Origin of the sequence: Agrobacterium sp. CNPSo 3708, assembly GCF_028674915.1 — a bacterium.
GTDB lineage: Bacteria > Pseudomonadota > Alphaproteobacteria > Rhizobiales > Rhizobiaceae > Agrobacterium > Agrobacterium cavarae.
Genome location: NZ_JAQZSF010000002.1, coordinates 708,712 through 733,340 on the forward strand (window position 1 = coordinate 708,712; position 24,629 = coordinate 733,340).

The 24,629-nt window shown below is 59.3% G+C and carries 23 protein-coding genes; 14 read left to right on the forward strand and 9 right to left on the reverse strand.

Annotated features, from left to right (window positions below):
• Positions 1-104 precede the first annotated feature (104 nt).
• A complete protein-coding gene (locus tag PVA19_RS06215) occupies positions 105-464 on the reverse strand; it encodes a response regulator (protein ID WP_062427616.1) in 360 nt (119 codons plus the stop codon).
• A 148-nt stretch (positions 465-612) separates the two neighbouring features.
• On the opposite strand from PVA19_RS06215, the gene PVA19_RS06220 reads away from it, so the two are divergent.
• Together PVA19_RS06220 and PVA19_RS06225 are read left to right on the forward strand one after the other, a co-directional pair.
• Positions 613-1,077 carry a group III truncated hemoglobin gene (locus PVA19_RS06220; protein WP_274101599.1) on the forward strand — a complete coding sequence of 155 codons (465 nt, stop codon included), beginning with the start codon at positions 613-615 and terminating at the stop codon, positions 1,075-1,077.
• A gap of 146 nt (positions 1,078-1,223) precedes the next feature.
• A complete protein-coding gene (locus PVA19_RS06225) occupies positions 1,224-2,327 on the forward strand; it encodes a TRAP transporter substrate-binding protein (RefSeq protein WP_111847403.1) in 1,104 nt (367 codons plus the stop codon).
• Positions 2,328-2,554: 227 nt separating this feature from the next.
• On the opposite strand, the gene katG is transcribed toward PVA19_RS06225, so the two are convergent.
• Complete coding sequence (gene katG / locus PVA19_RS06230) at positions 2,555-4,738, reverse strand: catalase/peroxidase HPI (RefSeq protein WP_274101600.1); 2,184 nt, start codon at positions 4,736-4,738, stop codon at positions 2,555-2,557.
• 389 nt (positions 4,739-5,127) lie between these two features.
• On the opposite strand from katG, the gene PVA19_RS06235 reads away from it, so the two are divergent.
• The 6 genes from PVA19_RS06235 to PVA19_RS06260 all read left to right on the forward strand — a co-directional run bounded on the left by PVA19_RS06235 (position 5,128) and on the right by PVA19_RS06260 (position 12,701).
• Positions 5,128-5,913, forward strand: coding sequence for an amino acid ABC transporter substrate-binding protein (locus tag PVA19_RS06235; protein WP_062427612.1), 786 nt, complete (start codon positions 5,128-5,130; stop codon positions 5,911-5,913).
• A 110-nt stretch (positions 5,914-6,023) separates the two neighbouring features.
• Positions 6,024-6,704, forward strand: a complete 681-nt coding sequence (locus tag PVA19_RS06240) for an amino acid ABC transporter permease (RefSeq protein ID WP_274101602.1) — start codon at positions 6,024-6,026, stop codon at positions 6,702-6,704.
• Entirely contained in the window at positions 6,701-7,459 is a 759-nt protein-coding gene (locus PVA19_RS06245) for an amino acid ABC transporter ATP-binding protein (RefSeq protein ID WP_153310771.1), read from the forward strand. The genes PVA19_RS06240 and PVA19_RS06245 overlap by 4 nt, the downstream gene beginning before the upstream one ends.
• A gap of 297 nt (positions 7,460-7,756) precedes the next feature.
• Complete coding sequence (locus tag PVA19_RS06250; protein ID WP_062445326.1) at positions 7,757-8,314, forward strand: TetR/AcrR family transcriptional regulator; 558 nt, start codon at positions 7,757-7,759, stop codon at positions 8,312-8,314.
• Positions 8,315-8,402: 88 nt separating this feature from the next.
• A complete protein-coding gene (locus PVA19_RS06255) occupies positions 8,403-9,536 on the forward strand; it encodes an efflux RND transporter periplasmic adaptor subunit (protein WP_443111630.1) in 1,134 nt (377 codons plus the stop codon).
• Positions 9,537-9,545: 9 nt separating this feature from the next.
• Positions 9,546-12,701, forward strand: a complete 3,156-nt coding sequence (locus PVA19_RS06260) for an efflux RND transporter permease subunit (protein ID WP_274101603.1) — start codon at positions 9,546-9,548, stop codon at positions 12,699-12,701.
• A gap of 85 nt (positions 12,702-12,786) precedes the next feature.
• Here the strand turns inward: PVA19_RS06260 and PVA19_RS06265 are convergent, their stop codons facing one another.
• Positions 12,787-13,320, reverse strand: coding sequence for a gamma-glutamylcyclotransferase (locus PVA19_RS06265; RefSeq protein WP_274101604.1), 534 nt, complete (start codon positions 13,318-13,320; stop codon positions 12,787-12,789).
• Positions 13,321-13,368: 48 nt separating this feature from the next.
• Between PVA19_RS06265 and PVA19_RS06270 the strand changes: the two genes are divergently transcribed.
• Positions 13,369-14,370, forward strand: a complete 1,002-nt coding sequence (locus PVA19_RS06270) for a DUF2125 domain-containing protein (protein ID WP_274101605.1) — start codon at positions 13,369-13,371, stop codon at positions 14,368-14,370.
• Between the two features lie 32 nt (positions 14,371-14,402).
• Here the strand turns inward: PVA19_RS06270 and PVA19_RS06275 are convergent, their stop codons facing one another.
• The 3 genes from PVA19_RS06275 to PVA19_RS06285 all read right to left on the reverse strand — a co-directional run bounded on the left by PVA19_RS06275 (position 14,403) and on the right by PVA19_RS06285 (position 17,295).
• Entirely contained in the window at positions 14,403-15,332 is a 930-nt protein-coding gene (locus tag PVA19_RS06275; protein WP_274101606.1) for a prephenate/arogenate dehydrogenase family protein, read from the reverse strand.
• Positions 15,332-16,438: a histidinol-phosphate transaminase gene (hisC, locus tag PVA19_RS06280; protein ID WP_113265499.1), complete on the reverse strand. Its 1,107-nt coding sequence runs from the start codon at positions 16,436-16,438 to the stop codon at positions 15,332-15,334. Before hisC ends, PVA19_RS06275 begins: the two co-directional genes overlap by 1 nt.
• Before the next feature lie 83 nt (positions 16,439-16,521).
• Positions 16,522-17,295 (reverse strand): class I SAM-dependent methyltransferase, encoded by a 774-nt coding sequence (locus PVA19_RS06285; RefSeq protein ID WP_062600239.1) that lies wholly within the window; start codon positions 17,293-17,295, stop codon positions 16,522-16,524.
• 104 nt (positions 17,296-17,399) lie between these two features.
• Between PVA19_RS06285 and gloB the strand changes: the two genes are divergently transcribed.
• Positions 17,400-18,170: a hydroxyacylglutathione hydrolase gene (gene gloB, locus PVA19_RS06290; protein WP_274101609.1), complete on the forward strand. Its 771-nt coding sequence runs from the start codon at positions 17,400-17,402 to the stop codon at positions 18,168-18,170.
• Complete coding sequence (locus PVA19_RS06295; RefSeq protein ID WP_062600241.1) at positions 18,170-18,601, forward strand: cupin domain-containing protein; 432 nt, start codon at positions 18,170-18,172, stop codon at positions 18,599-18,601. The genes gloB and PVA19_RS06295 overlap by 1 nt, the downstream gene beginning before the upstream one ends.
• A gap of 11 nt (positions 18,602-18,612) precedes the next feature.
• On the opposite strand, the gene PVA19_RS06300 is transcribed toward PVA19_RS06295, so the two are convergent.
• Positions 18,613-19,386 (reverse strand): DUF3108 domain-containing protein, encoded by a 774-nt coding sequence (locus PVA19_RS06300; RefSeq protein WP_062427749.1) that lies wholly within the window; start codon positions 19,384-19,386, stop codon positions 18,613-18,615.
• A 250-nt stretch (positions 19,387-19,636) separates the two neighbouring features.
• Here PVA19_RS06300 and rpmB point away from each other — a divergent pair, with 250 nt between their 5' ends.
• Positions 19,637-19,927: a 50S ribosomal protein L28 gene (gene rpmB, locus PVA19_RS06305; RefSeq protein WP_062427600.1), complete on the forward strand. Its 291-nt coding sequence runs from the start codon at positions 19,637-19,639 to the stop codon at positions 19,925-19,927.
• Positions 19,928-20,118: 191 nt separating this feature from the next.
• Positions 20,119-20,754 (forward strand): queuosine precursor transporter, encoded by a 636-nt coding sequence (locus PVA19_RS06310; RefSeq protein WP_274101612.1) that lies wholly within the window; start codon positions 20,119-20,121, stop codon positions 20,752-20,754.
• Positions 20,755-20,843: 89 nt separating this feature from the next.
• Here PVA19_RS06310 and PVA19_RS06315 read toward each other — a convergent pair whose 3' ends face one another.
• Positions 20,844-21,320 carry an FUSC family protein gene (locus tag PVA19_RS06315; protein WP_274101613.1) on the reverse strand — a complete coding sequence of 159 codons (477 nt, stop codon included), beginning with the start codon at positions 21,318-21,320 and terminating at the stop codon, positions 20,844-20,846.
• 3 nt (positions 21,321-21,323) lie between these two features.
• Complete coding sequence (gene aspS, locus PVA19_RS06320; RefSeq protein ID WP_062445346.1) at positions 21,324-23,111, reverse strand: aspartate--tRNA ligase; 1,788 nt, start codon at positions 23,109-23,111, stop codon at positions 21,324-21,326.
• A 287-nt stretch (positions 23,112-23,398) separates the two neighbouring features.
• Here aspS and rnd point away from each other — a divergent pair, with 287 nt between their 5' ends.
• On the forward strand, positions 23,399-24,568 hold the full coding sequence (gene rnd, locus PVA19_RS06325; protein ID WP_112360695.1) for a ribonuclease D: 1,170 nt from the start codon (positions 23,399-23,401) through the stop codon (positions 24,566-24,568).
• Positions 24,569-24,629 lie beyond the last annotated feature (61 nt).

Genomic DNA, 24,629 nt, shown 5'->3' on the forward strand with positions numbered 1-24,629 from the left:
CGGCAGTTACGCATGCAAAATACTGCGGCCTGCTTCAGGCAGACGGCGAAAGCCGCAGAAGCGACAGGTTCGCAAACCCATCGCGCAGTGTCTCCGCTGTCTGATCAGGCCGCGAGAGCGCGAGCCACGGCAAGGCGGATATCCGGCAGCGCGAAGGGCTTGGGAACGACGTCGATGATCTTGGTAACGAGATCGTCCGCACGCTCACGCTGTTCGGCATATCCCGTCATCAGCAGGATTTTGAGGTTGGGATATTGCGTCGAGGCACGATGCGCCAGTTCGATCCCGTCCATCACCGGCATGCGGATATCGGACAGGAGAAGATCGAAATCCTGTTCGCTCAGTTTTTCGAACCCCTGCTCGCCATCGGCGGCCTCGTGGGTTTCGTGTCCATCCAGGCGAAGTGCCCGGGCGACAAACGTACGCAGAGCGTCTTCGTCTTCGGTAATGAGAATTCTGGCCATCTTCCATTGCTCCTGGTATTCATTCCAGCGAGCCCAAACTCGGTCATTTCCCTTTGCAATAAGTAAATGACGGCGAGGCCACCGGTGGCATGGTTAACAACCCATGCCACAATGCGTTCCACCCCATCCAAGGCAGACCCGATAACTGATGAGTGAAGACATTCCAGCAAGAGCGGCCCACAGCGCGGCAATGCAGGAACGCGCCGAAAGGGATATGGCCCGCATGGGTGTCGATGCGGCATTTATTTCCAGACTGGTCGAGACCTTTTACGAGCGTGTCCGTGCGCATGACATGCTCGGACCCGTCTTCGACAACCGGCTTTCAGGCCGCTGGCCGGAGCACATGGAAAAGATGAAGAGCTTCTGGTCTTCCGTTGCATTCAAGACCGGGGCCTATGGCGGAAAGCCTGTCCAGGCGCATATGGGTGTCGGCGGCATGAGCGCCGATCTTTTTCCCCAGTGGCTGACATTGTTTTCGCAGACGCTGGATGAGATCGCGCCCACCGGGCAAGCGCATGCGTGGTTCATGCAGACCGCAGACCGCATTGCCAGAAGTCTGACACTCTCGCTCTTCTACAACCCCGCCTTCGACGATCCGGCACGCGGCACTTGACGAATTTGCCGATCTCAACTTGGGGTTACCCAAGGCTGGCCGAAATATCACCACTATTGTCTTGAAGGCTGCAATCGGACGTGGTTATTACATCGGCGGGAGGCGTACCAAGCGGTTCGCCGAAGCTTCAGTCAAGGCAATCAGTGATGGATCGCAGATCGTTTATCAGAAACGCGGGCGCCGCCGGCGCAGGCGTTACAGCAGCAGCCCTCGCAGCACCCGCTATCGCGCAGGAAAACCCGCAGATCACATGGCGCATGACGTCCTCTTTCACCAAGGGGCTGGATATTCTCTTTGGCGCGGGGCAGCTGGTTGCCGATCATGTGAAAGAAGCCTCGGGCGGCAACTTCGTCATCCAACATTTTGCCGGCGGTGAAATCGTTCCGGCTCTCCAGGCGGCAGATGCAGTCAGCGCCGGAACAGTCGAGATGGCGCATACCTGCTCCTATTATTATGTCGGCAAAGACCCAACTTTCGCCCTCGGCACCGCTATTCCCTTCGGCCTCAATGCTCGCCAGACCAATGCCTGGTTTAATCAGGCCGGCGGCAACGATCTGCTGAACGCGTTTTTTGCCAAGCACAACATCTATTCCATCCTGCTCGGCAATACAGGCGCGCAGATGGGCGGTTGGTTCCGCAAGGAAATCAACACCATCGATGACCTGAAGGGCCTGAAGATGCGCATCGCCGGACTTGCCGGCCAGGTCATGCAGAAGGTTGGCGTCACGCCGCAGCAGATCGCCGGCGGTGATGTCTACGCCGCCCTTGAAAAGGGCACGATCGACGCCACCGAATTTGTCGGCCCCTATGACGACCAGAAGCTCGGCTTCTACAAGGTCGCCAAATATTACTACTATCCCGCCTGGTGGGAGGGTGGCCCCGCGGTTCACGCCTTCATCAATCTGGAGAAGTACAACAGCCTGCCGGAAAACTACAAGCGCATCCTGAAAGACGCCTGCGCTGCGGGTAACGCCTACATGCTGGAGCGCTACGACGCGCAGAACCCCAAGGCGCTCAAGGAACTCGTGGCTCAAGGCGCGATCCTTCGCCCGTTCAGCCAGGAAATCCTCGATGTCTGCCACAAGGCAGCGGTCGAAACCTATGCAGGCATTTCCTCGGTGAACCCGGACTTCAAGACCATCTACGAGAGCCAGCAGGCCTTCAAGAAGGATGCCTATCTCTGGGCGCAGATCGCCGAATACACCTATGATACTTACATGATGATCCAGCAGCGAAACGGCACGCTTTAAGCATCATCAAGTCGACACGCCCGCAGGCCATCCGTCGAGTGCGGGTGGCCTTTTTATTTTCAGGCTACAGCTTCGGCCCGAAAATCGGACTCGATTTTCGGAAAGCACGATGCATAGATTCAAAAAGGCAAAGCGTCCTTTGTGGGCCCAATAGGACGCACGGCGCTTTAACCGAAAAGGGGCGCGACTTTCATCGCGACCCTTTCATTGTGTGTCAGCTTCAGAAATCAGACGAGATCGAAGCGGTCGGCGTTCATCACCTTGTTCCAGGCAGCAACGAAGTCCTTGGTGAACTTGCGGCCGGCATCGGCGGAGGCATAGACCTCGGCGAAGGCCCGCAGTTGCGAGTGCGAACCGAAGATCAGATCGACGCGCGTACCGGTCCACTTCACCTCGTTGGTGTTGCGGTCACGCGCCTCGTAGATGCCTTTCTCGCCAGCGACCGGAGCCCACTGGGTGCTCATGTCGAGAAGGTTGACGAAGAAGTCGTTCGTCAGAACTTCGGGACGATCGGTGAAGACGCCATGCTCTGGCTTGCCGACGTTGAGAACCCGAAGGCCACCCAAGAGCGCCGTCATTTCAGGACCGGTCAGGGTCAGCAGGTGCGCACGGTCGATCAGTGCTTCCTCTGCCTTCATGAACTGATGGCGCTTCTCGTTGACATAGTTGCGGAAGCCATCGATGCGTGGCTCGAGTGCGGCGAAGGAGGCAACATCGGTCTGCTCCTGCGAGGCATCGGCGCGGCCAGGGGTGAACGGTACGGTTACATCCTGTCCGCCAGCCTTCGCGGCCTTCTCGATTCCGGCAGCACCCGCCAGCACGATGAGATCGGCAAGCGAGATCTGCTTGCCGCCCGTCTGAGCCGCGTTGAAGTCACGCTGGACGCCTTCGAGAACCGAGAGAACCTTTGCCAACTGCTCAGGCTGGTTGGCTTCCCAGTTCTTCTGCGGCTCCAGGCGAATGCGTGCGCCATTGGCACCGCCACGCTTGTCCGAACCACGGAAGGACGAAGCGGACGCCCAGGCAGTGGACACCAGTTCCTGCACCGAAAGACCGGTCGCCAGAACCTTTGCCTTCAACTCGGCAATGTCCTGATCGTCGATCAGCGGATGGTCGACGGCTGGAACGACGTCCTGCCAGATCAGGTCTTCGGCCGGAACTTCCGGGCCGAGGTAGCGAACCTTCGGACCCATGTCGCGATGGGTCAGCTTGAACCATGCGCGAGCGAAAGCATCGGCAAACTGTTCCGGATGCTCCAGGAAGCGACGCGAAATCTTCTCATATTCCGGGTCGAAGCGCAGCGACAGGTCCGTCGTCAGCATGGTTGGCAGCTTCTTCCTCGACGGATCGAAGGCATCGGGAATGGACGGCTCTGCATTCTTCGCCACCCACTGCTTTGCACCCGCCGGGCTCGTGGTCAGTTCCCACTCGAAACCGAAGAGGTTTTCGAAGAAGAAGTTGCTCCACTGGGTCGGTGTCTGCGTCCAGGTGACTTCCGGTCCACCGGTAATGGCATCCTTGCCGACGCCGGTGCCGAACTTGCTCTTCCAGCCCAGACCCTGGTCTTCAAGCGCGCCACCTTCCGGCTCTGCGCCGATCAGCGACGGGTCGCCCGCACCATGCGTCTTGCCGAAGGTGTGGCCGCCTGCAATGAGAGCAACCGTTTCCTCGTCGTTCATCGCCATGCGGGCGAAGGTTTCGCGGATATCGCGGGCCGCGGCAACCGGATCCGGATTGCCGTTCGGGCCTTCCGGGTTGACGTAGATGAGACCCATCTGCACCGCGCCGAGCGGTTCGGAGAGCTGGCGCTCGCCGCTGTAGCGCTCATCGCCGAGCCATGTGCCTTCCGGGCCCCAGTAGAGCTCTTCCGGTTCCCACACGTCTGCACGACCGCCGGCAAAACCGAAGGTCTTGAAGCCCATGGATTCGAGCGCGACATTGCCCGTCAGGATCATCAGGTCTGCCCAGGAAATCTTGTTGCCGTACTTCTGCTTGATCGGCCACAGGAGACGACGCGCCTTGTCGAGGTTGGCGTTGTCCGGCCAGCTGTTGAGGGGCGCAAAACGCTGCTGGCCCATGCCGGCACCGCCGCGGCCATCGGTGATGCGATAGGTACCGGCGCTGTGCCAGGCCATACGAACGAAGAGACCGCCGTAATGGCCGAAATCGGCTGGCCACCAGTCCTGGGAGTCCGTCATCAGCGCATGCAGATCGTTCTTGACGGCATCAAGGTCTAGCGACTTGAATGCTTCGGCATAATCGAAGTCCTTGCCCATCGGGTCGGACAGGCTGGAATGCTGGTGAAGCTTCTGGATATCCAGCTGATCGGGCCACCAGTCACGATTGCCTCTTCCACGCGGGGAAGAATGGGCGACGGGACACTTGCCCGCGGCTGCGTTGGGATTGTCCATGATGTTCTCCTGCTTTGCTCAATCAAGTCATCAAATTTAATGAAGCGCGGTTGCGGAAATAATATGAGCCGCTCGCTCGTCGCGCTATGATCCCATCTTCGAAGACGGAAGCAGCGCGGCGCTCCTCGCGGTTCATGTCTTAGCCAATAGATGTGATAGTTTTAAGTTGGATTTACCGATTGCATCGATAGGAAATGATTATCGATATCATCTTCCAGCGTGCTTAGGCGGCAATTCCGAGGGAGACCAGCAACAGAGTTAAAAAGCAGCAAAAATATTCTCCATCACCGCATCTTTTTGAACGTTTCTGCCGTTTAAGGCGTCACGCTTTGTGGGATGACACATCAACCGGAGCGACGTTATCCGGACATAGGGAAAAGGAAATACCAATGGGCTTGCTCAAGACAATCGTAACGACGGCCGCAACCACGATTGCGCTCCACGCCGTGCTGATCTCTCCTTCTGCGGCGGGAGAAAACCTCGATCAGATCAAGTCCGCCGGTGTCATCAAGATCGGCACCGAGGGTACGTACGCTCCTTTCACCTTCCATGATGCCAGCGGCAAGCTTGTCGGCTTCGATGTCGAAATCGGCCAGGCCGTTGCCGAGAAGCTTGGCGTGAAGCCGGAATTCATCGAGGGCAAGTGGGATGGCCTGATCGCTGGCCTTGATTCCAAGCGCTATGACGCCGTCATCAACCAGGTTGGCATTACAGAAGCGCGCAAGCAGAAATACGCTTTCTCAGAGCCTTACATTGCTTCGAAAGCCGTGCTTATCGTCAGCGACAAGAACACCGATATCAAGGGCTTTGAAGACCTGAAGGGCAAGAAGTCGGCGCAATCGCTGACCAGCAACTTCGGCAAGCTTGCGACCGAAGCGGGCGCCGAACTCGTCGGCACCGATGGTTTCGACCAGTCGATCCAGCTCGTCCTAACCGGCCGCGCCGATGCGACCGTCAATGACAGCCTGTCCTTCCTGGACTTCAAGAAGAAGCAGCCGCAGGCACCGGTAAAGATCGTCGCCGAAAAGCCGGATGCGGACTATTCGGGCATCATCGTTCGCAAGGGCGATGACGCACTGGTCGCCGCCATCAACAAGGCGCTGGAAGAGATCAAGGCCGACGGTACTTACAAGAAGATTTCCGACACCTATTTCGGTCAGGACGTTTCCAAGTAAGCTCTTTCTAAATAGCGGATGCGCCGCATCTGCTATATCCTCTCTTATAGATCATTCGCAGACGAAGTCCGGCAACAGCCGGGCTTCCTTTTTGTTTTGAGGGTTTCTTCGTGCCGCATTGGCTGCAATTGATGATGGATTCGCTCCCCACGCTTCTGTGGGCCGGGGTGAAGTTCACAATACCGCTGACCCTGCTCTCCTTCGTCCTTGGCCTGGCACTCGGGCTGGCGACAGCGGTCGCACGGCTGTTCGGTCCGGCGCCCGTTGTTCTCCTCGCCCGCTTCTATGTCTGGGTGATCCGGGGAACGCCGCTTCTCGTCCAACTCTTCGTCATCTTCTACGGACTGCCGAGTATCGGCATCCTTCTCGATGCTTTTCCCGCAGCCCTCATCGGCTTCACGCTGAATGTCGGCGCCTATACATCCGAGATCATTCGCGCCGCCATTTCGTCCGTGCCCAAGGGACAGTGGGAAGCTGCCTTCTCGACGGGAATGAACTGGCGTCAGGCCATGCAGCGCACGATCTTGCCGCAGGCAGGGCGCGTTGCCGTCCCGCCTCTGTCGAACACCTTCATCTCGCTGGTGAAAGACACCTCGCTGGCAGCGGCTATCACCGTGCCGGAACTCTTCCAGTCGGCCCAGCGCATCGTTGCCACGACATACGAACCGTTGATCCTCTATATCGAAGCAGCTCTCATGTACCTTGCCCTGAGTTCCGTTCTATCGACCCTGCAGGCGCGACTTGAAACCCGCTTTGCCCGATATGGCGGCATGATGGAGAGCAACCGATGATCGAACTCAATGCCATCGAAAAGCGCTTCGGCGATGCCGTAATCCTCAAGGACATCACGCTCGGCTTTCCCGAAGGAAGCGTGACGGCTCTCGTCGGGCCTTCAGGCGGCGGCAAGAGCACGCTTCTGCGCTGCATCAACCTTCTTGAACTGCCAAGCGAAGGCACCGTACGGATCGGCACCGATAGCGTCTCCTTCCATAACGGTCGAAGGGTCGCGTGGCAGGAGATTCAAAAAATTCGCCGCCAGACGGGTATGGTGTTCCAGAACTTCCAGCTCTTCCCGCACAAAACCGCGATCGAAAATGTCATGGAAGGCCTGCTCGTCGTGCAAAAATGGCCGATGGAAAAGGCCCGTGCGAGAGCGATGGAGCTTTTGACAAAGGTCGGCATGGCGCACAAGGCGGATGCCTGGCCTGCAAACCTGTCGGGCGGCCAGCAGCAGCGCGTCGCCATTGCCCGCGCGCTTGCGCCCTCGCCCAAGGTGCTGCTCTGCGACGAACCCACATCGGCGCTCGATCCTGAACTGTCGGCGGAAGTGGTCGAGGTCCTGGGCCAACTGGCGCGAGAAGGCACGACCATGGTCATGGCGACACATGATCTGCGCCTAGCGTCAACGATCGCCGGTCTCGTCGTGTTTCTGGAAGCCGGCAAAGTGGTTGAGACGGGCAGTTCCGACGCCATCTTCCGCAACCCGCAGCAGGAGCGGACACGACGTTTCGTCTCATCCATCAACGCGGCACAGACGTTGTCATAAGCCTCTTCGAGCTTTCAACTTCGCTCGACACGTTCCCGGTAGCCATTAGGCGCTCGAGATAACGCGCGCCCAGCGATCGCTTTGCACGTCCTCTCGCCATGTCAAATTTGCGTGAGCAGGACGGCAAGACGGGCGCACAGGCTTCGGTCATATTGCGCGGCAGCATTTTATAAGCATTTATAAAGAAACGCCTATTAGCCATCATTCAAATAATAAGGACCAAATCTGCGCAGGCGCGAGAAACCGCTTGATTTTAAAAACGAACGTTCGTACTTAAATTCCGACAAAGGACGTTTCATGGCTAGAACCCGCAAGATCAGCACCGACGATATTCTCGACGCCGCCGAGCGCGTTGTCATGCGCGACGGCGCGGCGGGGCTTTCCATCGATGCGGTGGCGCAGGAGGCCGGCGTCAGCAAGTCGCGCGTGGTCTATGACCACAAGTCGAAAAGTGCGCTTCTCGAAGCTCTGATCGATCGGCACATGTCTGCCGAGGAGGCCCGTATTCGCGACGCCGTCGGCTCGCACAGCGAGGCTCCTCACCCCGAGCTTTTCGGCCGGATCAGTCTTGCGGAAGAGGCACCGGACGATATCGACCGCGCCGTTTGCTTCGCCATTTCAGCCGCCATGTCCAGCGAGGAAAATGTTCATGAGCGCATGCGGTCATGGACGAAGGCCGACCTCGAGGCGATGAAAGCCGGGCCGCGCCCGAAAGCAGCCCTTCTGACCTACCTTGCCCTCACGGGTCTTTGTTGCATGGAGCTCTTCGATTTCCACCGCTGGGAGACCAGCGAGCGACACGAGATTCTGGATGGTATCAAAGACATCTACGCTTCCTTACCCGATAAAAAATGACGATCGCTCGATAGCGATGAAGACGAGGATTGAAAAAATGCTGAGCAGAAAAGCTTTGCCCCGCCTTGCGAGCCTGTTCCTTGGTGGCATGATCGTGCTGTCGGGACAGTCGCTGCATGCGCAGGAAGGCGGCATGCAGATGCCCCCGCCCGCCGTTGGCGTTCTCGAGTTGAAGGCACGCGCCGTTCCTGTCGTCAACGAATTGCCAGGCCGCGTCGCCGCAACGCGCGTGGCGGAAGTGCGCGCCCGCGTTTCCGGCATTCTTCTGGAACGTGTCTTCCAGCAGGGCACCTTGGTGCAGAAGGACGACGTTCTCTACCGGATCGATCCGAAGCTCTTCAAGGTGCGCGTGGAGAGTGCTGAGGCCGCGCTGCAGCGCGCGCAGGCAACGCAGGCCAACGCCCGACAGCAGCTGGAACGCCAGAAGAACCTGCGCGAACGCAATGTCGCGACCGGCATCGAATACGACACCGCCGCGGTAAACCTCGCACAGGCGGATGCCGATGTCGCGCTCCAGCAGGCAGCACTCGATGAAGCCAAGATCAACCTCGATTATACGGAGGTCCGCGCGCCCATTACCGGCATCATCGGTGCGGCACTGGTGACCGAAGGCGCGCTCGTGACAGCGGACGGCACTCAGAACCTCGCGCTGATCCAGCAGATCGACCCCATCTATGCGGATTTCACCCAATCGGCGCAGGACATGCTGGCTTTGAAGCGTGCGGTGGAAGACGGCAAGCTGGCAAGCCCCGCCCCGGATCAGGCGAGTGTCCGTCTCGTCTTCGATGACGGCACTGTATACGCCGATGCCGGCCGCCTGCTCTTTGCCAGCGCCAGCGTCGATGCCACCACCGGGCAGGTGACGCTGCGTGCGGAATTCCCCAATCCGAAGCGCAACCTGTTGCCCGGCATGTATGTACGCGTGCGCATCGAGCAGGCCGTCCGCCAGGACGCGATCACCATTCCCCAACGCGCCGTTCTTCGCAACGCCGAGGGCAAGCCGATGGTCTATATCGCCAAGGATGACGGCACCGCCGAAGCCCGCCCGATCGAACTCGGACAGGCTGTCGATACCGAATGGGTTGTCGATAAGGGTCTGTCGACGGGCGAGAAGATCATCGTCGACGGCGCACAGAAAGTTCAGCCTGGCGGCAAGATCGCAGCAGAACCCTGGCAGCCGCAACAGCCTGCCGATGCCGCAGCGCAACCGCCGAAGCAGTGAGGTCACCTCATGGCACAGCTATTCATCAGACGGCCGATCCTTGCCTGGGTCTTTGCGCTGTTCATCTCGATTGCCGGCATCATCGCCATCCCCTTCCTGCCGATCGCGCAGTATCCAAAGGTGGCACCGCCGCAGCTGACGATTTCCACCAGCTATCCCGGCGCCTCGCCGCAGGAAATCTATCAGGGCGTGACCCGTCTCATCGAAGACGAGTTGAATGGCGTCGAAGGCCTGATGTATTTCGAATCCACCTCGGATACAGCAGGTCAGGTCTCGATCAACGCCACCTTCCAGGCCGGAACCAACATCAACCAGGCCTCGGTGGATGTGCAGAACGCCATCCGCCGCGTGGAGGCACGCCTTCCTTCTGCCGTCGCCTCGCAGGGCGTGACCGTCGAAGAAGCCTCCTCCGGCTTCTTGATGTTCATTACGCTCACCTCTACCGATGGCACCATGGACGAGGTGGCGCTCGGCGACTATCTCAACCGCAACGTTCTTGGCGAATTGCGCCGTATCGACGGTGTTGGCCGCGCCCAGCTTTTCTCCGCCCAGCGTGCCATGCGCGTCTGGATCGATGCCGACAAACTTGTCGGCCTCAACCTGACAGCCGCCGATATCAACAGCGCCATCACCGCCCAAAACGCCCAGGTGGCCGCAGGCCAGATCGGCGCAGCCCCCAATCCGGTCTCCCAGGATTTGACGGCCACCGTTCTCGTCAAGGGACAGCTGACCGACACGAAAGAGTTCGGCAACATCGTTCTGCGCGCCAACCCGGACGGCAGCTCCGTTCGCTTGAAGGACGTAGCCCGGATCGAACTTGGTGCAGAAACCTACAACTTCTCGAGCCGCCTGAATGGCCAGCCAAGTGCTGCCGTCGGTATCCAGCTTTCCTCCACCGGCAATGCGGTCGCCACCTCGAAAGCGGTGACGGCAAAGCTTGAGGAACTGTCGCGCTTCTTCCCTTCGGGCGTTGCCTACAGCGTTCCCTATGACACCAGCCCCTTCGTCTCCGCATCCATCGAGAAGGTGATGCACACGCTGGTGGAAGCCATCATCCTCGTCTTCGTGGTGATGTTCGTCTTCCTGCAGAACTTCCGCTACACGGTCATCCCGACACTCGTGGTGCCGGTGGCGCTGCTCGGCACCTGCGCCATCATGTATGCGACAGGCTTCTCCATCAACGTGCTGACGATGTTTGCCATGGTGCTTGCCATCGGTATCCTCGTCGATGACGCCATCGTCGTGGTCGAAAATGTCGAACGCATCATGGCCGAGGAAGGTCTGTCTCCCAAGGCCGCGACGCAAAAGGCGATGCGCCAGATCACCGGCGCCATCCTCGGCATCACACTGGTTCTTTCCTGCGTCTTCATTCCCATGGCCTTCTTCCCCGGATCGACAGGTATTATCTACCGCCAGTTCAGCTTGACCATGGTGGTGTCGATCCTGTTCTCGGCCTTCCTCGCCCTGTCGCTGACGCCCGCGCTCTGCGCGACGTTCCTCAAGCCCATTCCAAAGGGACATCACGAAAAGCGCGGCATCGGCGGCTGGTTCAACCGCAAGTTCGACAGCCTGACAAACGGCTATACGAAGACGGCAACCGGCACGGCCAAGCGAGCAGGCCGGATGATGGTGATCTATCTGGCACTGGTCGCGGGTCTCGGCTATCTTTTCATCAACCTGCCAAGCGCCTTCGTGCCGGATGAAGATCAGGGCTTCCTGATCGTGGACATCCAGGGCCCACCAGAGGCCAGCGCGAACCGCACACTCGCGTCCATCAAGCAGATCGAGACGATCTTCAAGGCCGACCCTGCCGTGAAGGATATTGTCGCGATCCAGGGCTTCAGCTTCTCCGGCAACGGCGCTAACGCCGCACTTGCCTTCGTGACGCTGAAGGATTGGAGCGAGCGTGGTTCTGGCAACTCGGCGCAGGATATCGCCAACCGGGCCAACATGAAGCTCTTCGGCCTGAAGGATGCGACAACCTTTGCCCTTTCGCCTCCACCGATCGAAGGCTTCGGTACGTCCGGCGGCTTCTCCTTCCGTCTGCAGGACCGTAACGGCATCGGCCAGGCGGCCCTTTCTGCCGCAGCCGCAGAACTGATGCAGAAGGCGAGCCAAAGTCCGATCCTGACGGGCATGCGTATCGAAGGTCTGCCGGACGCGGCCCAGGTGCTGCTGGTGATCGACCGTGAAAAGGCCAACACCTTTGGCGTGACCTTCGCGGATATCAACAACACCATCACCGCCAATCTCGGATCGTCCTATATCAACGACTTCCCGAATGCCGGCCGCATGCAGCGCGTCATCGTGCAGGCGCAGGACCGCGACCGCCTTCAGGTCGAAGACCTGCTGAAGCTCAACGTCCGCAACTCGAGCGGTGGCATGGTGCCTTTGAGCTCCTTTGCCATTGCTCAGTGGCAGAAGGGTTCGCCACAGGTCGTCGGCTATAACGGCTATCCGACGATCCGTATCTCCGGCGCTCCAGCTACCGGCAACTCCACAGGCGCGGCGATCACCGAAATGGAACGCATCGCTTCGGAACTTCCGGCCGGTGTCGGTTACGAGTGGACGGGCCAGGCACTTGAGGAAATCAAGTCCGGCTCCCAGGCACCCTTCCTCTTCGGCCTCAGCATTCTCTTCGTGTTCCTGCTTCTGGCAGGCCTCTACGAAAGCTGGTCCATTCCGCTTGCGGTCATGCTGGTCGTTCCGCTCGGCATCATCGGCTCGGTCCTGGCGGTCATGGTCCGGGATATGCCGAACGACATCTACTTCAAGGTGGGTCTGATCGCGATCATCGGTCTCTCGGCCAAGAACGCGATCTTGATCGTTGAATTCGCCAAGGATTATTACGCGGAAGGCAAGTCGCTCCTGGATTCTGCGGTTCAGGCAGCACGCGTCCGCTTCCGCCCGATCATCATGACCTCGCTTGCCTTCACGCTTGGCGTGGTGCCGCTGGCGATTGCGACCGGCCCAAGTGCGGCAAGTCAGAACGCCATCGGCACCGGTGTTCTGGGCGGCATGATCTCGGCCACAATCCTTGCGGTCTTCTTCGTTCCCGCCTTCTTCGTCTTCGTGCTGACGCTGATGCGCACCAAGCGGCCCGTCACGGAGCACGAGGAAAAACAGGAGCCACCGCCGGAGGCCACCCAAACCCACTCCTCCTGACGAAGATCGATTGAAACACGAACGCCGCGAATGGAAACATCCGCGGCGTTTTCGTTTGTCAGACAGGATGGATTTCAACGGGGCGCTACTTCGTCCCAGCCTCGTCCTCGACATGAGCGGCAATCTTTTCCAGCAGGACATCGCGAATGCCGATGGCCTTGAGATGCTCGACCGTGTTGAAGACATAATCCGAGTTGGGGCCTGAACTGCCCTCCGCATTGCGGATGATCGAGGCGGCATCATCCACCTCCAGACCACCGACATATTGCGGGTGGCAAGGGTCTGCCACATAGGTCAGCGCGTTCAGCCGTCGACCGTCCTCAAGGCTCACCATGATCAGGCGTTCCTTGTAGACATTCGTCACCAGTTCCCGCTCCCGCAGATAATCGAGCACAGGCTTGCGGCCCGATGCCTTGACCCGAAAAGCAACGCCAAGGCAGGACCCGCCACGCTCAAGACCCAGCACCAGCCCCGGCCTTTCCTCCGTCCCGCGGTAGTGGTTAGAGCGGATGCAAAGCGCCCGCCGGTAGCCGAATAAACGCGCCCGCTGACGCTCCTCAAAAGGGAAGCCGGGGTTCCACATCAGCGAACCGTAGCCAAAGACCCAAAAATCGTCCATATCGCACGCCAAATCACTATTCTACGCCGCGCAGCATTGGAGATCATCATGGCAACGTCAAGCCAATCCCGTACAGGCAGAAAATTCCTTTTTCTCGGGCTCGGCATCGTGCTTGTCATCGCCATCTACACGGCGGGTTGGTTCTATGCCGCCAACAGGCTGGAAGAAACGGTAATCAAGGCGATTGCGCCCGGCGGCACGTCCAGCATCAAGGGTGAATGCACCGAGATGGCCTTCCGGGGCTATCCCTTCCGCATTGGCCTCTTCTGCTCCAAGGTGAATGTCGAAGATACCAAAACCGGCGTGACCACATCCTTCGGGGCTCTACGCTCGGCAGCGCAGGTCTATGCACCGGGCCACATCGTCTGGGAGCTGGATTCGCCAGCTGAAATCCGCACACCGCATGGCCTCACGGTCTCGGCGCAATGGGCGAACCTGCAATCGAGCCTCGTCACCAAGCTCAAGGGCATCGATCGCACCTCGCTGGTGATCGACGGATTGAAGGCGCAAGCCGTCTCATCTGTGACTAACCAGACCATCGACTTCGACGCCGCCAAAACCGAGGTTCATCTGCGCCAGAACGGCGCCGATCTCGACGGCGCTGTAACGCTGAACGACGCCGCCACAGTCGTTCAGGGCTGGCCGCAGATCCTGCCGCGCCTCAACGCCATCGCCGACGTCACCCTTGCCGGCAAGGCCGGTATGATCGATGGCAGCGATACGACCGGGCTTTACGGTGCAAGCGGCGAATTGCGCCGGGTGATGCTCGATATTGGCGATGGTCGCATCATGCGCATCAGCGGCCCGTTTGCTTTTGATGATCAGGGCTATCTGTCGGGCAAGTTCAAGTTGGAGATCGAAAAGCTGGGTGACTGGGCCGACAATGCCAAACAGGCCTTCCCGCAGCTTCAATCCACCATCGACACCGCCCGCAAGCTTCTTGGCGCGCTCGCAGGTGGCGGTGATCATACATCCGTCGATCTGGTGGTCGATCGTGGCCGCGCCACCGTCAGCGGCTTCATTCCGCTCGGCAAGATCCCCCCGATCTGACGATCGGGGGTTTATCGAGACTCACAAAGCGCTTACTTTTTCTGGTCAAGCGAATGGCGGCCAAAGTCCGGCGCGTCGACATCCTGGCCAGCCTGAATAATGGAGCGTCGGACCGCACGGGTGCGGGTGAAAAGCTCGAACAGCTTGTCGCCTTCGCCCCAGCGAATTGCCCGCTGCAGATAGGACAGGTCTTCTGAAAACCGCGCCAGCATTTCAAGGATCGCATCCTTGTTGTGCAGGCAGATGTCGCGCCACATGGTCGGGTCGGACGCCGCCAGTCGGGTGAAATCGCGAAAGCCGGAGGCGGAGTATTTGATGACTTCCGATTCCGTTACCGCCGAAAGATCGTCCGCGGTGCCCACGATGTTGTAGGCGATGATGTGCGGAAGATGCGAGACGATCGCCAGCACCTTGTCGTGGTGCTCCGGGTCCATCTCGTCAACGCGCGAACCGAGCGCCAGCCAGAAACCTTTCAGGCGATCGAGAGCGGCAGCATCCGTGCCGGGCAGCGGCGTGAAGATGCACCAGCGATCGCGGAAGAGGCCGGCAAACCCGGCATCCGGGCCGGATTTTTCCGTCCCCGCCAAGGGGTGGCCTGGAATGAAATGCACATGCTGCGGCATATGCGGCGCCATCTGGGCAATCACGGATGCCTTGGTGGAACCGACATCGGTGACGATCGCGCCCGCCTTCAAGTGCGGCGCGATCTGCTTAGCCACGTCCTCCGATGCGCCGACGGGAACCGAGACGATAACGAGGTCGGCCTCCCTCACGGCATCGGCCACCGAAGTGGTGTAGGATGCCCCAAGCTCCAGTTCCTCGGCACGCTTCAGCGTCTCTTCGCTGCGCGTCGAGACGACCACCTCGCGCGCAAGGCCAAGCTCTTTGATGTCGCGGGCAATGGACGAGCCGATCAGGCCGATGCCGATCAGCGCGATGCGTTCAAACAGAATGTCTACCATCACGCCTGACCCATGAACTCTTTGAGGGCGGCGATGACGCCGAGATTAGCTTCTTCCGAGCCGACCGTCATGCGCAGCGCATTGGCAAAGCCGTAACCCCGTACGGCACGTAAGATATAACCACGACGGCTCAGGAATTCGTCGGCATCGGCTGCACGCTTGCCGTCCTGATCCGGGAAATGGATGAGAATGAAGTTGGTGACGGACGGCGTGACCTTGAGGCCAAGCTCGGTGAAGACGGAGGTCAGCCGGTCGAGCCAGTGCAGATTATGTGCCACAGCCTGCTGCATGAAAGCCTGATCGCGAATGGCGGCGGCACCGGCAGCAATTGCCGGCGCATTCATGTTGAACGGTCCGCGCACGCGGTTCAGCGCATCGATGATGGCAGCCGGTGCATACATCCAGCCAACGCGCAGCGCCGCCAGACCATAGACCTTGGAGAAGGTACGGGTCATGACGACGTTGCCGTTACCGGAAACGAGCTCAAGCCCCGCCTCGTAATCGTTCTTGCGCACATATTCGGCGTAGGCCGCATCGAGAACCAGGATGACATTTTTCGGCAAAGTCGCCTGCAGGCGACGAATTTCGGACACGGGAATGTAGGTGCCCGTGGGATTGCCGGGATTGGCAATGAACACCATCTTCGTCCTCGGCGTAACCGCGTCGATGATCGCGTCGACATTGACCGTGCAATCCGTTTCCTTGACGGTGACCGGTGTAGCGCCTGCGCCCATGATCTGGATCTTGTAGACGAGAAAGCCGTGTTCGGTGATGATCGCCTCGTCGCCTGCGCCAAGATAGACGTGGCAGAGCAGGCCGAGCAACTCATCCGAACCGTTGCCGCAGATGATATTGGCCGGATTGAGGCCGTGAACATCGGCAATCGCCTGACGCAACGCCACGGCCTGACCGTCCGGATAGATCTCCAGGTTGGACGCAGCCGCCTTGAAGGCTTCGATGGCTTTGGGGCTTGGGCCGAGCGGCGTTTCGTTGGAGGAGAGCTTATAGACCTTCGCCACACCGTCTACATGCTCCTTGCCAGGAACATAAGCGGCGATATCCAGGATGCCTGGACGTGGAACAGGTTGGTTAAGCTCTGCACTCATTTCATCGACCTTCGGAAAAGCACCGGGAAATCCGGCCTGACAATGCCGAAGGCATTAGACTGGAAGCGGCCCTTTGTCGAGTATCAGCGCGTCTTTTGCTGCTCGAGATCATGCGTCAATTTCACCCGAGTGCTTGGCACGCCCTGCGGCGCCAGCACCGGCACGAAGACACGGCGGGACGCGCGCTGCGTCACGGGTAGCCCCTGATAAAGACGCTTTTGGGCTTCCACGATAATCACACCGGAAAAGACCGGCCAGAGCCTTCGCCCCATCGTTTCCAGATAGCGACGAAACTTCAGCACGGAGCGGACCTTGGACGGTGGGAAGAACAGCGCTTCGGAAGAGGCGCCGGGGGTGAAGTTTGTCTCGCGCAAAAGTGCCGTCAACTGGCTGCGGGAATAGGGTCGGCCTGAACCAAACGGCGTATGCTCAACACGCGCCCAGACGCCGCGCCGGTTCGGCACCACGATGACCAGACGCCCGCCAGGCGCCAGCACCCGCCAAAGCTCCTTCAGCGCCTCACGCGGATTTTCGACGAATTCCAGCGAGTGGATCATCAGCACGCGGTCGATCGAGGAATCAGGCAGCGGCAGTTCCTCGTCGAACACAAGCGCGGTGGAGGAAAGTTCGCCCGCCGGCCAGTTCACCGCACCCTGCCCTGCGGGCATGAAGGCAAAGGTGCGCTCGGTATCGTGGCGAAACCGGTCGAGAAACGGCACGGCATAGCCGAGCCCCACCAGCCGCTCATCCGGCAGCGAAGGCCAGAGCGTCGAAAGCGCCATGGTGATCGCCTGTTCGGCAGAACGGCCAAGCGGGGAATGATAGAATTCGCGCAGATCGACGATATCGGTGTTCATGGCTGGAATGTAGCGGCTCGCGAAAGGACTTCAAGCTTGGACTTCAAGCACGCTTCACCTAAATAGAGGAGACTGGTTTTTAATGCGAGTAAAGGGAGCGAACCATGAAGCCGCTGGATATCGAGGTCTTTCCGTGCCGAAGCGACAATTTCGGCGTGCTGTTGCATGACAGCGAAAGCGGCACGACGATTTCCATCGACGCTCCCGAGGAAGCGCCGATTCTCGACGCGCTTAACCGCCGCGGCTGGCAGTTGACCCACATCTTCACCACCCACCACCACCAGGATCATGTGGATGCCAATCTCGCTTTGAAAGAGCGTTTCCACTGCGAAATCCGTGGACCGCATGACGAGGCTATCGCCATTCCCGGTCTCGACAAGACCGCAGCCGACGGCGACGAATTCGAGATTGCCGGACGCCGCGTACAGATCATCTCAACGCCCGGTCATACGGCAGGGCATATCTGCTACTATCTTCCCGATGACGGCCTGCTTTTTGCCGCCGATACGCTGTTTGCCATGGGCTGCGGCCGCCTGTTCGAGCGCCCCGCCGCGGACATGTGGCACTCCTTCCAGAAGCTGATGGCGCTGCCGGACGAGACGCAGGTCTATTTCGGCCATGAGTACACGCTTTCGAATGCGCGCTTCGCGGTCACCGTCGATCCGGAGAACGAGGCCTTGACGCGCCGCCTGAGCGAAGTCGAAGCGCTGCGCAACGAGGGCCGCTTCACCATTCCGACGACCATTGCACTCGAAAAACAGACCAACCCCTATATGCGCGTGGCTGACGCCAGCATTCGCACCTATCTTGGTCTGGAAGGTGCGACAGACGAGGATGTCTTTGCCGAGATCAGAGCCCGCAAGGACAAGTTCTGATGGCAGCAGAACCGTCCGCCGCCGCCATTATCGCCGCACTCAACCTCGAACCGCATCCCGAAGGCGGCTTTTATCGCCAGACATTTCGCGATCCCGATGGAGAAGAGCGAGGTCACTCGACAGCGATTTATTATCTGCTCGAAAAAGGCCAACGCTCGCACTGGCACAAGGTGATCGATGCGGTGGAAATCTGGCACCACTATGCCGGCGCGCCGCTATCGCTTCATTTGTCCGAAGACGGCAAGCGTGTCACGACCGTGCGGCTTGGGCCTGCGGTGCTTGACGGTGAGCAGCCGCAGGCGATCGTTCCGGCAAACTGGTGGCAGGCCGCAGAAAGCCTTGGCGATTTCACGCTCGTTGGCTGCACGGTAGCGCCTGGCTTCGTGTTCGACAGTTTCGTCATGGCCGAACCCGGCTGGGAGCCGGGCTAACCCTGGCTAGATCACCCACCGTATTTCGTGGCGGTGATGTAGACCTGGCCGACCTTGGTTGGAATGCGGGCATAGACGGGGGCGTAGAGGTCCATATTGTTGGCCTTGGCAAACCACACTTCCATGGAGATCGACTTCAGATATTCGATATCCTTGCGGCCCTTGCGGAAGCCGGATTTCGGCACATAACGCATATTGCAAACAACGGCGTCGCCTGAGTACCCGTTGGTCTTGAACGGCTTCGTTCCGCTGGAACTCAACACCAGATCAAGACGCGACTCGCCGTCATAAATCGGCAGGCGGCTCGGGCAGATGCGCCCGCCGACCGGGAAGATCAGGCCGGAAATCGGATCGAGCACGGAGCGCAGGTCACGATCCTTCACATCCACCCAATTGTCCGGCCGGGATTTCGGCGCGGGATCGATGGTCGTGGAAGTCACGTTGCCGTTGCGATACTGCACATCATAGGTGCGGGTGCGCTTGCCGTCCTTGTAGACCAGCGAATATTCGTTGGCCTGCATGCGATTGCCGCGCTTTGCTCCCGACACAGTGGTCTTGCCGGAGATATCCTTCAGCACGCTGGCGATACCTGCGGAACTGAAAGAGCCGGAAATCGAATAGGTCGAGCCGTTCATCTTCGTTGAGAAATTGGCGCGCGCGATCGGCAAAACCCCAAGCGCGATGGAATATTCGCTGTCATGGCGCGATTCGGCAGCGAAGGATGGCGTGAGGCCGCAAAGCACCAGCGCTGCAGCGGCAAAAAGTCTTTGTGCATTGACGATCATGAAGATAAACCTCGGCGGCACCAAAAGCCGCGCACTTCCGGCGATCATATACGCGCACTTGTGGCAATAAAAAAGCGGAAGCCACAGCAAAACCGGTGAAATCGCGTACAAAACGGCGCGAGCGGCTTGACTGCACGGGCAGGCCTGACTATAGAACCGCAACTTTCCAATCATCGGCTGTTGGATTGCAAACCGGATTTTGCCGGAGAGCAGACTGATAGCCATACAGTGACAACGAATAGGTGTACCCATGTCCCGTGTATGCGAATTGACCGGCAAGGGCGTCCAGACGGGCAATAACGTCAGCCACGCCAATAACAGAACCAAGCGCCGGTTCCTCCCGAACCTTTGCCAGGTTACTCTGATTTCCGATTCTCTCGGCCAGCGTTTCCGTCTGCGCGTTTCCGCAGCGGCTCTGCGTTCCGTTGAACATCGTGGCGGCCTTGATGCCTTCCTTCTGAAGTCTGACGAAAACGATCTCTCGATGCGCGCCCGTCTGCTGCGTCGCCAGATCGCAAAGAAGACCGCTGAAGCCGCTTAATCGCAGCTCAGACGTCTATCCTTTTCAAAAGGCTTGAATGGCTCTGCCGCTCAAGCCTTTTGTCTATTTTGGGATTGGCTTTTGCCTCGGCATTCGGCTTGCCCACTTCTCACGCAATGCTGCAATATCTCTGAGACGCTTGCCGCTTGCATATGTTCGCTCCAACTGGTGGCATCACCCAGGATAAAAAAATGCCTTACCTGCGCCAAACGCTTATCTATGTGATCCTGATGACGCTTGTCGTCGTCGCATCGAATATCCTCGTTCAGTATCCGCTCTCCGGCACGCTCTTTGGCATCAATCTTGGCGATCTGCTGACGTGGGGTGCCTTCACCTATCCTATCGCCTTTCTGGTGACCGATCTGACCAACCGGCAGTTCGGCCCCTCCATTGCGCGCCGGGTCGTGCTGGCAGGCTTTGTCGTCGGCGTCACGCTGTCCTTCTGGACCTCGCTGCCGCGGATCGCGATTGCGTCCGGTACCGCCTATCTGATCGGCCAGCTGCTGGATATATCTGTCTTCAATCGCCTGCGTCGCCAAAGCTGGTGGCGTGCGCCTCTGGCGGGCTCCATGTTCGGCTCCGTGCTGGATACCGCCCTGTTCTTCTCCATCGCCTTTGCGGCGAGCTTCGCCTTCATCGGCCCGAACGATGCCTTCGCCATCGAGAGCGCGCCGATCCTTGGCATCTTCTCAGCTGAAGCGCCACGCTGGATCTCCTGGGCGCTCGGCGACCTGTCGGTCAAGGTTCTTGTCGGACTCGTCCTCTTGCTGCCCTACGGCGCTCTGATGAACACGCTGAAGCCCATGCCGCCGGTACGCTCTGCCTGAGCGAAGGCAGTCAAAGTCGACGATAACAACGTGAAGCAGCGGAGGTTGATCGCCCCGCTGCTTTTGCGTTTTAAGGCCATGTGTGTGAGCTAGAACTTCAGCCGTTCACGAAAGAACACAAAGGCTACGATCAGTCCTGTCGAAGCGCCGATCAGCACGTCGAGAAACCGCGCAAGTCCCGCGACCTGTGGCCCCATCAACAGCACCAGCATCGCGGATGCGCCAGCCTGGATTGGCACCACCGGAGGCATGCCGAACGCAACGGCGATCATCATAGCGATGAAGGTGGCTGACGCCATCCTAAGCTCTGCAAGTTCCGCCGGAATGACGAGCGCGAGTTCGCCAACCACAATGCCGACGGTGACGCCGACGATCAAACCCATGCCTTGGCGGATCTGGCTTGGGATGCCCGGTGCCAAGCATATCAGAGCGCTGATGGCAGCAAAAACCGGCTGCTGATGGCCAAGCAGATGGCGAGAGGCCCAGAACGCAAAAGCGGCAGCCAAGGCTGCCGCAAATGCACGGGTGAAAGCTGATCTGAGACGCTCGGCGATCTGCCTGAGCATCGATCAGTCCTTCTTTGACGGAACGACGCGCAAAGCCAGTTCGCGAAGCTGTGTCGGCGTTGCCGGAGACGGCGCGTTCATCAGAAGGTCCTGTGCCTGCTGGTTCATTGGGAACAACGTGATTTCACGCAGGTTCTTCGCACCGACCAGCAGCATGACCACACGGTCGATACCGAAAGCGCAACCGCCATGCGGAGGCGCGCCGTACTGGAAGGCGCGGTAGAGGCCGCCGAAGCGTTCTTCCACATCTGCTTGGCTGAGACCAACCTTTTCAAACGCCTTGACCATCAGCTCAGGCGACTGGTTACGAATGGAGCCCGATGCAATTTCGAAGCCATTGCAGACGGCATCATACTGGTAGGCCTTGATCGACAGCGGGTCCTGGCCTTCGAGCGCTTCCATTCCGCCCTGCGGCATGGAGAAGGGGTTGTGGGCAAAGTCGATCTTCTTGTCTTCTTCGTTGTATTCGAAGAAGGGGAAGTCGACGATCCAGCAGAGCTCGAAGCGGTCGCGATCGACGAGGTTCAGTTCCTCGCCAGCGCGGGTGCGGGCCTCACCGGCAAACTTGTAGAACTTGGCAGGATCGCCAGCCACGAAGAAGCAGGCATCACCGGCTTCAAGACCAAGCTGCGTGCGAAGCGCCTCGGTGCGCTCCTCGCCGATGTTCTTGGCGAGCGGACCGGAGCCTGCGATCTTGCCGTCTTCTTCCTTCCAGAAGATGTAGCCGAGACCTGGCTGGCCCTGGCCCTGCGCCCAGGCATTCATGCGGTCGCAGAACGCGCGGCTGCCGCCGGTCTTTGCGGGAATGGCCCAGACTTCGACCTTCGGGTTCGACGCGATCATATTGGCAAAGACCTTGAAGCCGGAACCGGCGAAATGCTCGGTCACAGCCTGCATGACGATCGGGTTGCGCAGATCCGGCTTGTCGGAACCATATTTGCGGATCGCTTCGTCGTAAGGAATGCGCGGCCATTCTTTGGTGACCGGCTTACCTTCGGCAAACTGCTCCAGAACCGACGTCATCATCGGCTCCATCGTGGCCCAGACGTCTTCCTGCGTCACGAAGCTCATTTCCACATCGAGCTGGTAGAACTCGCCCGGCAGACGGTCAGCACGCGGGTCTTCATCGCGGAAGCACGGCGCGATCTGGAAGTAGCGGTCGAAACCGGCAACCATCAGAAGCTGCTTGTACTGCTGCGGGGCCTGCGGCAGGGCGAAGAACTTGCCTTCGTGGATACGGCTCGGCACGAGAAAGTCGCGCGCGCCTTCCGGAGAAGAGGCCGTCAGGATCGGTGTCGTATATTCGGCGAAGCCGGCCTCGGCCATGCCGTTGCGCATGGCGGAGATGATCTGCGTGCGCTTGACGATATTCTTGTGCAGCGTCTCGCGGCGAAGATCGAGGAAGCGATACTTCAGGCGAACGTCTTCCGGATAGTCCGGCTCGCCGAAGACAGGCAGCGGCAATTCCTTGGCAACGCCCAGCACTTCGATCTCTTGTGCATAGAGTTCGATCTCACCGGTTGCCATCGCCTTGTTGACGGTGTCTTCCGAACGCGCCTTGACCTTGCCGTCGATGCGGATCACCCATTCGCCGCGCACGGTTTCAGCCGCCTTGAAAGCCGGGCTGTCCGGATCGGCAACCACCTGGGTGATGCCGTAATGATCGCGAAGGTCGATGAAGAGAACGCCGCCATGGTCTCGAACGCGATGCACCCAACCGGAAAGACGAACGGTCTCGCCGACATGAGACTTGCGAAGAGCGGCACAGGTGTGGCTGCGGTAGCGATGCATGATTGTATCCTGAAGAAGCGTGTCATGGCCTCGAGGGCCGACTTACGAAATTTGGCGGAAAAGCGCATGGCTGAACCGATTTGTCAAGGAAAAGCGCCATGCGCGAGGCTTTGCCGTCGAGCCTGGAAATTCTCGCGAAACTCGAAAGCGAGCCGGATCAAGGAGAAAATGCAGAAGAAGATCGACAATTGGAGGGGCAAAGCGCTCAGTAAAGCGGCCTCTCATATTGACATGTGGCCCCCAAAGAGAAAGTAAGACGGAGTGTTTTCCAGGACTGGCCGAACGTAATGATTGAAACGACTGCAGCACTCGCCGACGCCTGCAAGGAGCTGGCGAAATCGGAATTCGTCACCATCGATACGGAGTTTCTCCGCGAAACAACCTTCTGGCCGCAGCTCTGTCTCGTCCAGATGGCAAGCCCCACGCTCGAAGTGCTGGTGGACCCGATGGCGAAGGGTATCGATCTGACGCCGCTCTTCGAACTGATGGCCGATGCGAATGTCGTAAAAGTCTTCCACGCTGCCCGTCAGGATATCGAGATCATCCATCACCTCGGCGGGCTCATCCCCCATCCGATCTTCGATACACAGGTTGCAGCCATGGTCTGCGGCTTCGGCGATTCGATCTCCTACGATCAGCTGGTGCAGAAGACCAAAAATGTCCAGATCGACAAGTCATCCCGCTTTACCGATTGGAGCCACCGTCCGCTCTCGGAAAAGCAGCTGGATTATGCGCTGGCAGATGTCACCCATCTTCGCGATGTCTATCTGGCGCTGAAGGCGCAGCTTGAGCGTGAAGGCCGTTCGTCGTGGCTCAAGGAAGAAATGGATATCCTTGAGGCGCGTGAGACCTATGACATGCATCCCGACGATGCATGGCTGCGATTGAAGTCGCGCCTTCGCAAACCGACCGAGCTCGCCATCCTGAAATTCGTCGCCGCCTGGAGAGAGCGCGAAGCACGCTCGCGCAACGTTCCGCGTTCGCGCGTGCTGAAGGACGACGCGATTTTCGAAATCGCTCAGCAGCAGCCGAAGGACGCGGAAGCGCTCTCGCGCCTGCGCACCATCCCAAAAGGGTGGGAACGCTCCACCTCCGGCACGGCAATCATCGAGACGGTCAATGCAGCGCTCGCCCTTCCCAAGGCCGACATGCCGCAGGCGCCCCGGCACAGCCATTCTCCCGAAGGCTCTGGTGCCGCGGTAGAGTTGCTGAAGGTGCTTTTGAAGTTGACGGCCGATAAGCATGGGGTCGCTGCCAAGGTGATCGCCAATAGCGACGATCTCGACAAGATCGCGTCTGAAGGCGAGAAGGCCGAGGTTCAGGCGCTTTCCGGCTGGCGGCGCGAACTCTTCGGTGAGCCTGCTTTGAAGCTCATCCGTGGTGAAGTCGCGCTTCGCTTTGCAGGCAAGAAAGTCGAGGCCGTCGAAATGCCAGCCCAGGATCAGGCCACCGAATAAGTCATCGGTGAAAAGCCGGGGTCGTGCAAAACTGCCACAACCGCGCCTCTTCCTGAGTGAT

Excerpts from the sequence above, each read along its gene's own strand:
- PVA19_RS06215 (WP_062427616.1), bottom strand. The coding sequence starts at position 464 with ATGGCCAGAATTCTCATTACCGAAGACGAAGACGCTCTGCGTACGTTT.
- PVA19_RS06220 (WP_274101599.1), top strand. The coding sequence starts at position 613 with ATGAGTGAAGACATTCCAGCAAGAGCGGCCCACAGCGCGGCAATGCAG.
- PVA19_RS06225 (WP_111847403.1), top strand. The coding sequence starts at position 1,224 with ATGGATCGCAGATCGTTTATCAGAAACGCGGGCGCCGCCGGCGCAGGC.
- katG (WP_274101600.1), bottom strand. The coding sequence starts at position 4,738 with ATGGACAATCCCAACGCAGCCGCGGGCAAGTGTCCCGTCGCCCATTCT.
- PVA19_RS06235 (WP_062427612.1), top strand. The coding sequence starts at position 5,128 with ATGGGCTTGCTCAAGACAATCGTAACGACGGCCGCAACCACGATTGCG.
- PVA19_RS06245 (WP_153310771.1), top strand. The coding sequence starts at position 6,701 with ATGATCGAACTCAATGCCATCGAAAAGCGCTTCGGCGATGCCGTAATC.
- PVA19_RS06250 (WP_062445326.1), top strand. The coding sequence starts at position 7,757 with ATGGCTAGAACCCGCAAGATCAGCACCGACGATATTCTCGACGCCGCC.
- PVA19_RS06255 (WP_443111630.1), top strand. The coding sequence starts at position 8,403 with ATGATCGTGCTGTCGGGACAGTCGCTGCATGCGCAGGAAGGCGGCATG.
- PVA19_RS06260 (WP_274101603.1), top strand. The coding sequence starts at position 9,546 with ATGGCACAGCTATTCATCAGACGGCCGATCCTTGCCTGGGTCTTTGCG.
- PVA19_RS06265 (WP_274101604.1), bottom strand. The coding sequence starts at position 13,320 with ATGGACGATTTTTGGGTCTTTGGCTACGGTTCGCTGATGTGGAACCCC.
- PVA19_RS06270 (WP_274101605.1), top strand. The coding sequence starts at position 13,369 with ATGGCAACGTCAAGCCAATCCCGTACAGGCAGAAAATTCCTTTTTCTC.
- PVA19_RS06275 (WP_274101606.1), bottom strand. The coding sequence starts at position 15,332 with ATGGTAGACATTCTGTTTGAACGCATCGCGCTGATCGGCATCGGCCTG.
- hisC (WP_113265499.1), bottom strand. The coding sequence starts at position 16,438 with ATGAGTGCAGAGCTTAACCAACCTGTTCCACGTCCAGGCATCCTGGAT.
- PVA19_RS06285 (WP_062600239.1), bottom strand. The coding sequence starts at position 17,295 with ATGAACACCGATATCGTCGATCTGCGCGAATTCTATCATTCCCCGCTT.
- gloB (WP_274101609.1), top strand. The coding sequence starts at position 17,400 with ATGAAGCCGCTGGATATCGAGGTCTTTCCGTGCCGAAGCGACAATTTC.
- PVA19_RS06295 (WP_062600241.1), top strand. The coding sequence starts at position 18,170 with ATGGCAGCAGAACCGTCCGCCGCCGCCATTATCGCCGCACTCAACCTC.
- PVA19_RS06300 (WP_062427749.1), bottom strand. The coding sequence starts at position 19,386 with ATGATCGTCAATGCACAAAGACTTTTTGCCGCTGCAGCGCTGGTGCTT.
- rpmB (WP_062427600.1), top strand. The coding sequence starts at position 19,637 with ATGTCCCGTGTATGCGAATTGACCGGCAAGGGCGTCCAGACGGGCAAT.
- PVA19_RS06310 (WP_274101612.1), top strand. The coding sequence starts at position 20,119 with ATGCCTTACCTGCGCCAAACGCTTATCTATGTGATCCTGATGACGCTT.
- PVA19_RS06315 (WP_274101613.1), bottom strand. The coding sequence starts at position 21,320 with ATGCTCAGGCAGATCGCCGAGCGTCTCAGATCAGCTTTCACCCGTGCA.
- aspS (WP_062445346.1), bottom strand. The coding sequence starts at position 23,111 with ATGCATCGCTACCGCAGCCACACCTGTGCCGCTCTTCGCAAGTCTCAT.
- rnd (WP_112360695.1), top strand. The coding sequence starts at position 23,399 with ATGATTGAAACGACTGCAGCACTCGCCGACGCCTGCAAGGAGCTGGCG.